Source organism: Mesobacillus selenatarsenatis SF-1 (assembly GCF_000813125.1).
Lineage (GTDB): Bacteria > Bacillota > Bacilli > Bacillales > Cytobacillaceae > Mesobacillus > Mesobacillus selenatarsenatis.
Genome location: NZ_BASE01000092.1, coordinates 14393 through 27016 on the forward strand (window position 1 = coordinate 14393; position 12624 = coordinate 27016).

At 42.5% G+C, this 12624-nt stretch carries 15 protein-coding genes; 6 read left to right on the plus strand and 9 right to left on the minus strand.

The annotated features are described in order from the left end of the window. Positions 1 to 180: 180 nt before the first annotated feature. The 8 genes from TY49_RS18535 to TY49_RS18570 form a co-directional block, all read right to left on the minus strand. Complete coding sequence (locus TY49_RS18535; RefSeq protein ID WP_052442236.1) at positions 181 to 2220, minus strand: sensor domain-containing protein; 2040 nt, start codon at positions 2218 to 2220, stop codon at positions 181 to 183. Between the two features lie 142 nt (positions 2221 to 2362). Beyond that, positions 2363 to 2701, minus strand: coding sequence for a YisL family protein (locus tag TY49_RS18540; protein ID WP_041967402.1), 339 nt, complete (start codon positions 2699 to 2701; stop codon positions 2363 to 2365). Between the two features lie 126 nt (positions 2702 to 2827). Beyond that, a complete protein-coding gene (locus TY49_RS18545; RefSeq protein ID WP_041967403.1) occupies positions 2828 to 4966 on the minus strand; it encodes a YhgE/Pip domain-containing protein in 2139 nt (712 codons plus the stop codon). A gap of 17 nt (positions 4967 to 4983) precedes the next feature. Further along, positions 4984 to 5283 carry a YhgE/Pip domain-containing protein gene (locus tag TY49_RS18550; protein ID WP_041967404.1) on the minus strand — a complete coding sequence of 100 codons (300 nt, stop codon included), beginning with the start codon at positions 5281 to 5283 and terminating at the stop codon, positions 4984 to 4986. Between the two features lie 195 nt (positions 5284 to 5478). Further along, positions 5479 to 6387 carry a fumarylacetoacetate hydrolase family protein gene (locus TY49_RS18555; RefSeq protein WP_041967405.1) on the minus strand — a complete coding sequence of 303 codons (909 nt, stop codon included), beginning with the start codon at positions 6385 to 6387 and terminating at the stop codon, positions 5479 to 5481. Further along, the gene (locus TY49_RS18560) at positions 6368 to 6913 is read right to left on the minus strand and encodes a DNA topology modulation protein (protein WP_041967406.1); all 546 of its coding nucleotides are present in this window, start codon (positions 6911 to 6913) and stop codon (positions 6368 to 6370) included. The genes TY49_RS18555 and TY49_RS18560 overlap by 20 nt, the downstream gene beginning before the upstream one ends. Continuing rightward, complete coding sequence (locus TY49_RS18565) at positions 6913 to 8097, minus strand: DUF418 domain-containing protein (RefSeq protein WP_156972728.1); 1185 nt, start codon at positions 8095 to 8097, stop codon at positions 6913 to 6915. Before TY49_RS18565 ends, TY49_RS18560 begins: the two co-directional genes overlap by 1 nt. A gap of 120 nt (positions 8098 to 8217) precedes the next feature. Further along, complete coding sequence (locus TY49_RS18570; RefSeq protein ID WP_041967407.1) at positions 8218 to 9810, minus strand: long-chain-fatty-acid--CoA ligase; 1593 nt, start codon at positions 9808 to 9810, stop codon at positions 8218 to 8220. A 314-nt stretch (positions 9811 to 10124) separates the two neighbouring features. On the opposite strand from TY49_RS18570, the gene TY49_RS18575 reads away from it, so the two are divergent. The 6 genes from TY49_RS18575 (at position 10125) to TY49_RS18600 (ending at position 12175) form a co-directional block, all read left to right on the plus strand. Further along, positions 10125 to 10346: a spore germination protein gene (locus TY49_RS18575; protein WP_041967408.1), complete on the plus strand. Its 222-nt coding sequence runs from the start codon at positions 10125 to 10127 to the stop codon at positions 10344 to 10346. 14 nt (positions 10347 to 10360) lie between these two features. Next, on the plus strand, positions 10361 to 10615 hold the full coding sequence (locus TY49_RS18580) for a spore germination protein GerPB (RefSeq protein WP_041967409.1): 255 nt from the start codon (positions 10361 to 10363) through the stop codon (positions 10613 to 10615). Positions 10616 to 10654: 39 nt separating this feature from the next. Beyond that, positions 10655 to 11269, plus strand: coding sequence for a spore germination protein GerPC (gene gerPC, locus TY49_RS18585; protein ID WP_041967410.1), 615 nt, complete (start codon positions 10655 to 10657; stop codon positions 11267 to 11269). Continuing rightward, a complete protein-coding gene (locus tag TY49_RS18590; protein ID WP_041967411.1) occupies positions 11269 to 11451 on the plus strand; it encodes a spore germination protein GerPD in 183 nt (60 codons plus the stop codon). Before gerPC ends, TY49_RS18590 begins: the two co-directional genes overlap by 1 nt. Before the next feature lie 5 nt (positions 11452 to 11456). After that, on the plus strand, positions 11457 to 11852 hold the full coding sequence (locus tag TY49_RS18595; RefSeq protein WP_041967412.1) for a spore germination protein GerPE: 396 nt from the start codon (positions 11457 to 11459) through the stop codon (positions 11850 to 11852). Between the two features lie 104 nt (positions 11853 to 11956). After that, the gene (locus TY49_RS18600; RefSeq protein ID WP_023615349.1) at positions 11957 to 12175 is read left to right on the plus strand and encodes a spore germination protein; all 219 of its coding nucleotides are present in this window, start codon (positions 11957 to 11959) and stop codon (positions 12173 to 12175) included. Here the strand turns inward: TY49_RS18600 and hlpB are convergent. Then, positions 12172 to 12480, minus strand: coding sequence for an HNH nuclease-like protein HlpB (gene hlpB, locus TY49_RS18605; protein ID WP_041967416.1), 309 nt, complete (start codon positions 12478 to 12480; stop codon positions 12172 to 12174). The genes TY49_RS18600 and hlpB overlap by 4 nt on opposite strands. Between the last annotated feature and the right edge of the window lie 144 nt (positions 12481 to 12624).

Genomic DNA, 12624 nt, shown 5'->3' on the forward strand with positions numbered 1-12624 from the left:
GCGCCTTGGTCAGCACCGACAAGCGCTGGAGGGCCGCCCAATGAAGTCGTTCTTTGACTTCATTGGGCGGACCGAAGCGACTCGAGGTGCTAGGCGCTGGAGCTGGACAATTCTCGAAGTGAATTTTTCTTTCTCCTTTTTCATCAAAAAGAGCCTGCACTCATTGTGCAGGCTCTCAATTTATTTTACGGTATACTCAACTTTTTCCACAGTCCTGAAGCCTTTTTCGAAATCAGCTATATCAAGCGGCTTCTGGATGTAGTACCCCTGGGCATAATGGCAATCCAAATCTCTCAAAAGGTTCAGCTGTTCATGTGTTTCTACACCCTCGGCAACAATTTTGACTGAGAGTCCCTGTCCCATCGTGATGATTGCCTTGACGATTGCAATATCTGATGGGTCATCATGCAGATTATTGATAAATGACTGGTCGATTTTAAGAGTATCGATTGGCAAATTGCGCAAATAGCTTAATGACGAATAACCTGTCCCGAAGTCATCAATCGAAACCTTTACCCCGAGTTCCTGTAATGATTTCATTACTGAAATGCTATAGACGATATCTTTCAGCATCGCGCTTTCTGTCAGTTCCAGGGAAAGGTATCCTGGGTCAAGCTGAGAAGTCTCCAGGGCTTGAATCACCTGTCCAATAAAAGCATGCTGCTGGAACTGATAGGCTGATACATTTACAGAGATGCCTAAATTAGGGAATCCATTCTGCTGCCAGGCTTTTGTCTGGACACATGCGGTGGTCAGCACCCATGCCCCGATCTCCTCAATCAATCCTGTTTCCTCTGCCAGAGGAATAAACTGTGCCGGAGAAACCAGGCCAAGATGCGGATGCTGCCAGCGGATAAGCGCTTCTGTACAGGTAATCTCCCCGGATTTCAAGTCCATAAGCGGCTGATAGCAAAGATGGAATTCATTCTTTTGAAGCGCTTTCCTTAAATAGCTTTCAAGCTCAAGCCGAACCATTGCCTGGTCATTCATGCCGGTTGAGAAGTAAGTAATCTTATTCCCGCCTTGATTTTTCGAGCGGTTCATCGCAATATCCGCATTTTTCAGCAGTACATGCTCATCAAGACCATCCCCTGGGAAAGAGCTGATTCCTATGCTTGCGGTGACGATGAATTCCTGATTCTGGTAAAACAGAGGCATTGAAATAAGATTCTGCAATTCCCTGGCTGTTCTTGTCGTCTGATCGATGCTGACATTCTCTGTCAGCAGCATTGTGAACTTATCGCCGCTGAATCTTCCGAGATAAGCACCTTCTGGAAGTCGATCCTGGATTCTTTCTGCCAGTTCTTTCAAAACAATATCACCAGCATAATGCCCGAGACTGTCATTGATGATTTTGAAACGGTCAATATCAATTACAAGTACGGCAAGGAGTTCTTTCTTATGCCTGGCACGGTGAATCATTTCTTCGAGCTGTTCGGTAAACCTCATCCTGTTCGGCAATCCCGTATCCTGGTCATAGTAGGCAAGCTGAATGATCTTTTCCTCTGTTTTTTTCTGGGTTGTAATATTCCGGCCAATACCATACGTTCCTACACATGCACCATTTACCGTAATCGGAATATTTTTAATCTGAAAAATCTGGGTTTCACCGCTCTTGACCTGAATCTCAATTGTGTAGGTCTGATCTTTCCCCTTAAGCGCCTGAATAAAATGCATTTTGGCACGGTGCACATCTTCCTGGTTGATAAAGTCGAGTGCTGACCTGCCAATAAGTTCATTTTCGGTGTAGCCAAAGGTTTTCATAAATGACTGATTGATACTTGTAAAATTCCCTATCAAATCAGTTGAATAGACAAAATCGCCATTATTATCAAACAACGAACGATAGTATTGCTCGGAAACTTTGAGGCTTTCGTTAAGCTGAAGAATGTCTTGTTGTGAAGACTCCACAAGATAGTTCAGCGTGTTGATGGTATCCTGATCTTGAAAATTAGGATTAAGTTCCTGGTTATCGAAAACTGTAAATGAGATGATGCATTGTTTGTCTTCTGTGAAACAGCCATCAGCTTCACAGCTCAGCACAGTAGAGGCAGGCAGATGTTTTTTAAGCAATTGCTCCAAGTGCTGAAACACTGGTTTTTCTTTTTGACTAAAAAAAATCTGCACCAGTACATTTCGGTGTTCTTTGAATGAATTGCCCTCTATAAAGCTATTAAGTTGTCCGTCATTATCGTAAGCACAGCTTTTTGTCGTAGCCATTGCATTCTCCAATTATTATATTTCTCCAATAACCCTTCTCTTAAATTATCATATTTTACAGGGTTAAGATATGACAAAAAAAGAAAAAGCTGCCTATAAAGACAGCTTTCTTTCGACAATTTCACTATTAGAACATATCTGTTCAAAGTGGAAGTGAGAAACCTAAATATAGTACAAGTAGAACTGCGACAATGAATTGGATCCATAATACTGACGCTTTTTCGTTCTTTTTTGTACGTATTAAAATCATTTCCAGCATTGCGATAACCCACAAGCCTACTGCTGCTTTCAACACATACATCAAGTCGATATTGATGCTGAAAAGAAGCCAGAATCCAGTCAATAGGATCAGCACGTAAAACAGTCTAAGGACCATCTGGACAATTTTAGCGCCTTTTTCCTTACCGCTTTTATGTAGTCCCAGTGCTACGAAGAATAAAACAAGAGCCAAAAACCAAGCTGTCATATGGGCATGTATCATGTACCCGTCCTCCTAATAGTAAATTCTAAAATATCATATCATATTCAAAAGGAATTTCATAAATATATGGTAACAACTTGAACTGTACAATGGAAAGGGACACCCTATCCAGGGCGTCCCCAGCCATTACATAGCCAAATCGGTATGTTGCGGTTCTTCTTTTGTCTTAAATGCATAGACAGTAAAGGTCATCAAAGCAAAGATTACTAGATAACCAAGAAGAACCCCAAGGTTAATCATCGCCATAGTAAATCCATTCAATGAAATAAGAGCTTTAAATCCTGCAATCGAATACGTAAATGGCAAGTAAACACTTATACTGCGGAGATACTCAGGCAGCATATCAATTGGAAGATTCGCTCCAGTTGTCGAAAGCTGCATGACAACCAATGCCAATAGAATAAATCGGCCTATATTCCCAAACGAAGCAAAGAACATAACAATGGCCGTAAATACAATACTAACTATTACAGCGAACAGTATGAATCCTGCTGGATTTGTAACCTCCAACCCCAACAATGCGAGAACAACAATGGATAGAAGGATTGCCTGAACCACAGCTAGGGATGCAAGATTCAAAAATTTCGCAGCGAACCAGCTTATCTTAGATGCATTTAGTTCCTTAGGCTTTTTGAAATTGATGAACATTGACATTATTAATATCCCTATGAATAATGCGAGTGTCATAACATATGGTGCAGTGGAATCTCTGTAAAGAGAATACTCGTGAACCTTGTTACTAACCAATTCAACTGGTGAAGCAAACATGCTTATATTCTTTTCGTCAGCTTGTATTTTACCTGTTTCCTCAGCTCCATCCTTTAATCCAGCCGCCAATTGGCCGCTTCCGTCATAAAGTTTTCCTGCTCCTTCATTCAATTTTGTTACTCCATCAGTCAGCTCTCCCCAGCCTTTTTCAACGCTGATATTTCCATCGCTGACTTGGACTGCTCCAGAATGGATTTTCGCTGCACCTGCTGTGAGCTCCCTCCAGCCTTTATCTACCGTTTGATTTCCCGCTGAAATTAATGCCGCTCCTCCATCAAGCTCCTTCACTCCTGCTGTGATAGTTCCCCAGCCTGAATTGACCGACTTATTTCCAGCAGCGATTTGAGATGTTCCTTCGTGTAGTAATCCAACGTTTTTGATCATTTCATCCCAGCCAGCTGCTACACTGGCTGTTCCGGCAGCCAGTGTAGGGGCTTTTGCTGCCAAATCAGTTACTCCATTGTTGATTAATGACTGACCTACTACCAATTGATTAATTCCTGATGCCAATGATCCTTGTTCTGCAGGAATTTTTTCATTGAACGCTGCTGCAATTTGATTCGCTCCGGCTTGCAGCTCCTGAAGTTTTGCGGCATTTTCAGGATTTGTAGCAGCATTTCTGATTGCTCGGCTTGTGCCTAAAATCTTTAAAAATTCTGGATCTGAGCTTAATCCAGGGTTATTGGCAAAATAAGCTTCTAAGAGTGCAGTTAATCCTTGTAGATTATTCCCCAGATTCTGTGAATTCTTAATTACTTCTTCAATTCCACCTGCGACTGATGCCGTTCCAGGTCCTATCTTAGCCTTAACAGCCTGCTGTGCTCCCTGCAGCCCAGCTAATACACTTTCTGTCCCACCCTTGAGTTCTGGCATTTTTTCATCTAATAACTTACCTCCAGCAGCCAGTTGAGTAATACCCGGCTGTCCTTCTTTAAGCTTTTGCAGTAGCAATCCAGTCCCCGCATTTACATCTGCTGATCCATCAGCCAGCTTTGTAATGTCTGTGGATTTTTCATTAAGGGAACTTAATAGCAGACTGGTCCCATCTTTCAAGTCTTTTGAACCTTTCGCCAGCTTGGTTATATCTCCTTGTTTTCCAGTTAAGGAACTGGCCAATTGGCCACTACCGCTTTTCAGTTCCAGAGTTCCAGCTGCAAGCTTGGAAATATCCGCTGACTTCTCATTAAGAGAGGTCAATAGAAGCCCTGTTCCATCATGAAGTTCTGCTGTTCCATCATGGAGTTGGGCAGATCCATCAGCAGCTGTATTGAATCCATTAGATACGTCACCAAGACTTGCAAATATATTATTTACATACTGTTCGGTTATCTTGTTAGCCAGCTTCTCCCTTAACTTTTCAGTTGCACTTTTTGTGACCTGAGCTGCCATGAAATTCAGGCCCTCATTTTGGATATAATTGAGTTCCAATTTTTTCGGATCTGGTTCCAAAACCGTCGTCACTCTTTCAGAGAAGTCTTCAGGTATTTCAATGACCATGTAATACTCAAAGCTTTTTAATCCTTTTCTGCTTCCTCTGAATCAACAAACTTCCAGCCTAAGTCATTACTTTTCTTCAGGTCTGCAACAAGGTCTTCCCCAACATTAAGTGCCTCGTCCCCGGACATTGCACCTTTGTCATTATTGACGACCGCAACTGGCAGGTTGGAAAGATTATCATATGGTCCCCAATCTGGTGACAGCAGGATTCCTCCATAAACGATCGGCACCAACAAAGCGGCTATAACTGAATAGAGCACACCTTTATTCGATGCAAGCTGGGTCATTTGGGCCAAGAACAAGCTAAACCAATTCATACATATTCCCCCATGAGATCTTTATATATATGTTAAAGCGACTGAATGAACATTCAATCACTGCCACAATTAGTATTCTCATGCATAGGTAAAAACTCCTGCATAAAATTACAGAAAATAAAAAATATTTTAAATATTATAATAGTATAATAAAAAAATCCTCCTTAGAATAAGGAGGATCGATTACATACTAGATTACTTTGTTACCCTATTTTTTAATGTCCCAATCCCTTCAACAGTAATTTCAATTGTATCTCCAGCCTTTAGGAACCTTGGCGGCTTGAAGCCTTTGCCTACGCCTGCTGGTGTTCCGGTAGCAATGATATCCCCTGGCTCAAGTGTCATTCCCTGGGAGAGCACTGCAATGACCTCTTCTACCGGGAAAATGAAGTTTTCCGTGTTGGAATCCTGTCTCACTTCTCCATTTACTGAGGTCTTAATATCCAGGTTGTTCGGATTTGCGATTGCTGATTTATGGACAATCCACGGCCCCATCGGGCAAGTGGTATCAAGGCTTTTACCAATGAAAAACTGTTTGTGTTTTGCCTGGAGGTCGCGGGCAGTCACATCGTTAATGATTGTATATCCAAACACGTAACCCAAAGCCTCTTCCCTTTTGATTGCTTTTCCTTTTTTGCCGATGATGACTGCGAGCTCGCCTTCATAGTCCAGTTGCTCTGTCAGTTCTTTATGCTCATCGATGTTCTGACCATGGGCAATGACAGTAGTTGGTGCTTTCGTGAACACCATTACGTGCTGAGGGATATCGTCCTTGCTGCCCATTTCAATCGCATGCTCGGCATAATTTTTGCCCACACAGAAAATATTCTTGGACGGACGCGGAATCGGCGCTAGCAATACAACTGATTCAATCGGGATGTATAGCTCGCTGTCCAGATTGTTCTCGCTTACCCATTGAAGGATTTTTTCCGCTCCCTGATAAAACACTTCTCCCATTGAAATAGCTTCTAGCATATCAGCCGGTATCGCTGGTTGACCACCCATTTTTTCATAGGCTTCCCGAAGTGGCAGAACGTGGGTCCCTTCTGCATTGACAATCCCAATAAACTGGCCAGATTCATTTTTATATGTGGCTAATTTCATGTTTTCGTCCCCCTTTAATTGACTGCTCTTTTATGAATTTCTCTGTTTCACGAGTATTTTTTAAATGGATGATTTCTTTTCCTTGAAGCTTGAGTTCTTTTAACTTCACAATAATGCCAGGAGATTTTTCACGCTTGTAATTTGCGACCCATTTGATAAAATCCCAATCGAGTCTCTCCGGACAGCCTTCATTCATATCTGGCCTTGACTTGCCGTGATACATGATTCTCCTTTTAAAAATTCCATACAGGCATCTTGGAGCAGAGTAATCGAGGAAGATGATGGTGTCAGCCGCTTGTGCCCGCAAATCCATCGTACTCCCGTAGTTGCCATCCAAGATCCATGAATCTTCCTCAATCACTTGCTGAATTAGTTCTTTCCACTCATCCTTTGCAGTCATTTCCCAGCCCGGTTTCCAGTACATTGCATCAAGATGATACACCTTTAAGTTAAGTATTTTTCCGAGCTTCCGGGCCAGTGTCGATTTTCCTGCGCCTCCGCAGCCGATGATGATGACCTTCTCCATCAGGCTTCTCCCTTTTTAAAACGCTGTTTCTTCATGTATGTGCCACTGCGCCACAGCCATTCGACAGGTCCATAGTAAAATCTTTTGACCCACCAACTGCTAAATGCCAACTGAATCACATAAATTCCAAGCGCAAGCATTGTTCCCGAGAAAATGGACAATTCCCCATAGTATCCTAGTCCATAACTGTAAAAAATCAATGTCGAAACGATGGACTGGAATAGGTAATTGCTGATTGAGATCCTCCCCGCAGCTTCCAGCGGGTAGAAATGTCTGTCAAATCGTTTAAGCTCAGAAATCAGCGCAATGATCAGTGCATACGCCATCGCGACCATCGCCCCGCCAAAAACATCCTGCGCATAATCCGTCATCAATGTTTTTCCATACATGTATGGAATTGCTTTGATCAGCAGGCCAAGAGTTGCGAGTACAGCTGCAGCGGCTGCAAGCTTCCTCCTTTTGTCCCGTACATTTTCAAACAGTCTGAGCTTAGCCGCCCCGGCTCCAACCATGAACAGAGGAAGGATAGTGATCAAATATAAGAACAATCCAAACAGGTTATTATTTTTGTACCATTCAGTTATTCTATGATGTGTCACTTCAGCAAAGCTGCCATTTTGATAGATAGTTATTGTCTGTTCTGCAGCTTGTGCGTCATACATTGAAAATCCCTCTCCACCGTCAACGGCTGATGCAGCACCGAGCATCAACAACAAAAGAATATTTGGAACTATGTATAAAACCAATCCGGCAATGAGAAGCCTCTTTGCACTCCAGCCAATAAACAGAAGGAAAACAAAACCGCATACTGCATAGGTTATGAGAATATCACCTGGCCAGATCAAGAATGCATGGATGACCCCAATCAACAATAGGATCGAGAGTCTCCTTAATGCAAGAGGATTGAAGCTCAGGCCTTTTTCAAGCGTTCGCTCTCTTAAAATAACCAACCCATACCCAAACAGCATTGAAAATAGCGGGTAAAAGCTAGCCTGGATAAATAAATCAATGAACTTGTATGTAAATAAATTTGCTTTTCCATCCCACCATGTTTCTGGATCAATATAAAAATAGGGCGAATGGAATGAAATCATATTTACAAGAAATATCCCCAATAATGAAAAGCCTCGCATCCGGTCAATTGAAACAACCCTATTTCCGGATACCTGTCCGTTAATCTCCATCTTCCCCCTCATTCCATCCAATAGTTTACATCTAATCTATGTATATCACACAATATACCATCATGCCAAAGGTAATAGAGAAAGGGGACGCCACAAGCAAGGCAGTCCCCCTTCAGGCTATTAATTTACTAATCTGCCAGTCTTGCCATTTGCTTCCCAGTATTCATTCCGTAAATGGACCTTCTGAATTTTTCCTGAAGCCGTTTTCGGCAGTTCTTTTACGAAAGTGACTCCAGTAATTGCTTTAAAATGGGCAAGTTTTTCTCTCGAAAAAGCAATGAGCTCCTGTTCTGAGACTTGCTCATTTTCACGAAGCACAATATATGCATGCGGAGTCTCGCCCCATTTTTCGTGAGGAACAGCAATCACTGCTGCTTCAAGGACAGCCGGATGGTCATATAATACCCCCTCAACTTCGATGGAGGAAATATTTTCGCCTCCGCTAATGATGACGTCTTTCTTGCGGTCGACGATATCAATGTTGCCGTATTTATCGACCGTTGCCATGTCCCCGGTATGAAGCCAGCCATTACGGATCGTTTCCATCGTCGCCTCTTCATTTTTCCAGTACCCTTTCATGACTCCATTGCTTCGGGTAATGACTTCACCTATTTCCTTGCCATCATGGGCAACCTCATCGCCATGATCATTCACGACTTTTACCTGACTGCCAATCATTGATATACCTGCTTTTGCTTTCATTCGGTATTGTTCATTCAAAGGAAGCTGCTTCAAATGGGACCTGACAGTTGAAATTGTGCTTAGAGGGGAGGATTCTGTCATGCCGTATACCTGGATGAACTCCCAGCCCAGTTCCTTTTCCACCCGGGTAACGAATGCTGGTGGCGGAGCAGAACCAGCAATGATCACCCGTACCTGCTGTTCGATGCTCGGGACAATCTTTTCATAAAACTGAAGCAGCGCATTCAACACAGTTGGAGCCATGTGCATGACGCTGACTTTGTGTTTTTCCAACGCGTTAAAAATTGTCTCAGGGGTCGTTTTTCGCAGGCACACCTGCGAAGCGCCGTTCGCTGTGTAATAGAATGGCGATCCCCACCCGTTAACATGGAACATAGGCAGGACATGCAGGAGGACATCCTCATCGCTGACGCGTAAATGGTGCATTGTGCTAAGAGCGTGGAGGTAATTATTCCGGTGCGTGAGCATGACTCCTTTTGGATTCCCAGTCGTCCCACTTGTATAAAGCAGACTACAGACATCATTTTCATCAAGCTCTTCACGTTTGAACGTTTCAGAAGAATGTTTTGAAAGCCATTCGTCATAACTAATTTCATCCAGGCTATCATCCATGTAATGGACAATAATGTGCTGAACGCTTTCGAGCTGATCCTTGATTGGCTGGATTAAATGATATAAATCTTGGTCCACGAACAAAACCTTTGATTCACTGTGGTTAAGGATGAACAAATAATCTTCCGGCTTCAGCCGAATATTCAACGGGACCATGATTCCGCCAACCTGGAATACACCATAGAAACCTTCCAGCATTTCGATCGAATTGGGGGCAAGATAGGCAATCCGTTCATCCTTGCACACTCCAAGATTTCTTAATCCATCCGAAAGCCTGTTCACCCTTTCATTCAACTCAGAATATGTAAGCGCCCTGTCTTCAGAAAAAATGGCTTTCTTGTCGCCGTAAAGCGACACAGCACGGTCTAGAAACTGGCTCAACAGCAATGGAACGTTCATAATCTGCCTCCTATAGAATAATTTTATAATTCTAAATATATAAATATATTAACATATTATCGCTTCTGTTATATAAATTTATGTCTGTTATATAACAAGTATTTTCTTCAAGGCAGCCTTCGCTTTGATTGAATTGTATTTTAGCTTAGGACCTTATCTGAACAGAAGCTATTAGAAAGAAACCAAATTTCCAACACCGTTTTTTAAAGGAAAAAGTCTGTGAAAAGAGCCTTGTAAACACAATAGGCATTTTAATCACATTCTTTGTCTGGGCACATAGGATATTAAAGAAATCTAATTAAAGGGTGTTGCAAATGCCAGCAATTGTCGGAGTCGCACAGGTCATTTCCCTGGGAAACAGCGCTGTCTTCCACATAGGCGATGTTTACAGAATAAGCCCGGTTTCCAATGCTAAAACTTTTTCCGGTGCTGGTTCATTCAATACCGGAGATGGATTGACCGTGTACAATAATCAAAGTTCAACAAATACGTATGATCAGGATGCCGTCGATCAAGGCAATTATCTGAATGTATAATGCGGGTGAGTACAATGAATTTTTATATACAACAATCGATCAATATCAACCAACTGAGAATTGATGGAATCACAAACTCTTCTGTTTTGCAAATTGGCAGTGCAGGAATGATAAAGCCAGTTTCTTACCTTTATAACACTGGGGGATTCACAGCACCTGCTCCAGAGGCTGTCCACCCTACGGAAATTTCAACTGGCATGGAGGGTGTACCTGGAGGCACACTGGAAGCTCCAGCCGTACCACTGCAAGCTCCTGTCCGTAAAAATTAAACTAGTGTCAAAATGCTGGGTCGAGGCGAGGTGATTCGTTTGAACACGGAATTCTATCAATATGTAAAGAAGCTGCATTTATATGTGGAACACCAGAGCAGAAAGACTGCCAGATTGGAGAAGATGGTTTTAGAGCTGCAACAGGAAATTGCTGCAATTAAGGAGCGGCCTCCGGTTCAAATCGGAAATATCGAGTATAAGTTCGACCAGTTAAAAGTGGAAACGCTCGAAGGAACCTTAAATATCGGCTTGAACCCCTCAGAATTGGATGGGATCGAAGATTTTTCCGTTGATCAAAAATCTGTGAATGTTCCGATTCCGCCAAAGCAGTTATTTAAAAGGACAATCGAGATTGAAACAGCACTGAACCAATATCTTGAATCTGATTTGGAGAATATTTACCGAGGTGCCCAAACGGAGTTGGGAATCAGTGTAGATGATTCGTATTTTGAGTTCATAAAAAATGATATTAAAAAACAGTTGTCTGGCAGAGTGGCACAACATTTACAGGAACAATCATCAAGTGAAAGAGGAACTGAACTAAGCCCTCAGCTGAATGAAAAGGTGATTGATTTGCTTAAACAGGAAATCCAGAATGGTGTATTCCTCTTCCTGAAAAACCTGCCGGATAGTGTAAAGGAAGGACGTTCATAATGAATTTCCAAGTCTATAACCGGGATATTTGTGTTGGTGACATCAGGGTTATCGGTGTGTCGAGCTCCTCCCTGTTGATGGTTGGGGACGCTGAAACAATCCAGCTCGCAGCTACCTTTGACACACCTGCTGAATCGTTGATTGTCGGTCCTTTTGTCCCATTATCGCCGGATATATCGTAATCGCTATGCTTCAAAGAATAACATGTGTTGACCATATCAAAATTGACTCGGTATCCTTCTCCTCAATTTTCCAGATTGGTGATTCGGAGCAAATACTGGCGGTCTCAAGGGCATTGGCCGTGCAAAGAGAGGCAGAAATATTTTTTGACAATGAAGGTAACTTCGATGCGTTTCCCGTCTTTTCAGAAGCGATTCCATTTCAACCACCAGATGAAGAAATTATTTTCTCAACCCACAACCTTAACCCTGTATTGAAGGTTCGGAATATTGATATCCTGGGAGCCTCTTCCTCTTCTATTGTTCACCTTGGAAACAGCCGCAATATAGCCATGGAAGCACGGGTTAAGCATATACGCCAGCTTCTGCCCCGTAATAACAATTCAGGTGAAGAAGGCATATAGATTTATTATGGAGCTTAGTCTTTATCACTGAACATCTATCAGTTTAGAACAGCAAAATCAGCTTTTAAAAAAAGACTAAACAAAAGCAGAAAAGGATGTTTTCAATGCCAGCAATAATAGGTCCTGTGCAAATATTGAATGTAGGCGGCGGGACGGTGCAGTTTGGCGACACGCTGTTCATCTCGCCAAAAAGCAATTCAAAAACAGTCGCTGGGCAAGGTGGATTCAATACTGGCGGATTCATAGTCACGAATAATGGATTAAGCGCCAGCAATGTCCTGGATGCCAACCTGATTGACCAGCCGACAGTAGGAAATAACTAGCGCTTATTTCTTTTTCGCGCATTAGATTTTGAAATTTTCGGCAGCCTTGTAGAAGGCTGCTTTTTTATCCATTTCAAAAACTTCTGCAATTCAGGATGGGAGCGGAGTCGATCAATCGTGTTCAAACCCGCTGCAAGCTCTTCATTCGTGAACAGAGCATGAATCTGTTTATGACAAGGGATACATAGAATGGCAGTTGGCATGAAAGTGCCTCCCATTTCTTTAGGAATCAGATGATGGACTGTCACCTCAACCTCTTCCCGGCAGCATAATTCACATGTGCCGGATTGTTTTCTTTTTGCCACTCGATGTTCCCTCCCCTTTAAAATAAAGTTTTTTTCTGTGGTTGCATCACCTGCTGCGACCGAAATTACGGCTTTCTGCCTAGTCAGGTGCAAATTTGCTTTATTGGTTACCTCATTTCCAAAATTTTTGCTTGTTAGGGCACC

What these genes read in the sequence shown, in the direction of transcription:
- TY49_RS18535 (WP_052442236.1), bottom strand. Translation starts at nt 2,220, where the DNA reads ATGGCTACGACAAAAAGCTGTGCTTACGATAATGACGGACAACTTAAT.
- TY49_RS18540 (WP_041967402.1), bottom strand. Translation starts at nt 2,701, where the DNA reads ATGATACATGCCCATATGACAGCTTGGTTTTTGGCTCTTGTTTTATTC.
- TY49_RS18545 (WP_041967403.1), bottom strand. Translation starts at nt 4,966, where the DNA reads ATGGTCATTGAAATACCTGAAGACTTCTCTGAAAGAGTGACGACGGTT.
- TY49_RS18550 (WP_041967404.1), bottom strand. Translation starts at nt 5,283, where the DNA reads ATGAATTGGTTTAGCTTGTTCTTGGCCCAAATGACCCAGCTTGCATCG.
- TY49_RS18555 (WP_041967405.1), bottom strand. Translation starts at nt 6,387, where the DNA reads ATGAAATTAGCCACATATAAAAATGAATCTGGCCAGTTTATTGGGATT.
- TY49_RS18560 (WP_041967406.1), bottom strand. Translation starts at nt 6,913, where the DNA reads ATGGAGAAGGTCATCATCATCGGCTGCGGAGGCGCAGGAAAATCGACA.
- TY49_RS18565 (WP_156972728.1), bottom strand. Translation starts at nt 8,097, where the DNA reads ATGGAGATTAACGGACAGGTATCCGGAAATAGGGTTGTTTCAATTGAC.
- TY49_RS18570 (WP_041967407.1), bottom strand. Translation starts at nt 9,810, where the DNA reads ATGAACGTTCCATTGCTGTTGAGCCAGTTTCTAGACCGTGCTGTGTCG.
- TY49_RS18575 (WP_041967408.1), top strand. Translation starts at nt 10,125, where the DNA reads ATGCCAGCAATTGTCGGAGTCGCACAGGTCATTTCCCTGGGAAACAGC.
- TY49_RS18580 (WP_041967409.1), top strand. Translation starts at nt 10,361, where the DNA reads ATGAATTTTTATATACAACAATCGATCAATATCAACCAACTGAGAATT.
- TY49_RS18590 (WP_041967411.1), top strand. Translation starts at nt 11,269, where the DNA reads ATGAATTTCCAAGTCTATAACCGGGATATTTGTGTTGGTGACATCAGG.
- TY49_RS18595 (WP_041967412.1), top strand. Translation starts at nt 11,457, where the DNA reads ATGCTTCAAAGAATAACATGTGTTGACCATATCAAAATTGACTCGGTA.
- TY49_RS18600 (WP_023615349.1), top strand. Translation starts at nt 11,957, where the DNA reads ATGCCAGCAATAATAGGTCCTGTGCAAATATTGAATGTAGGCGGCGGG.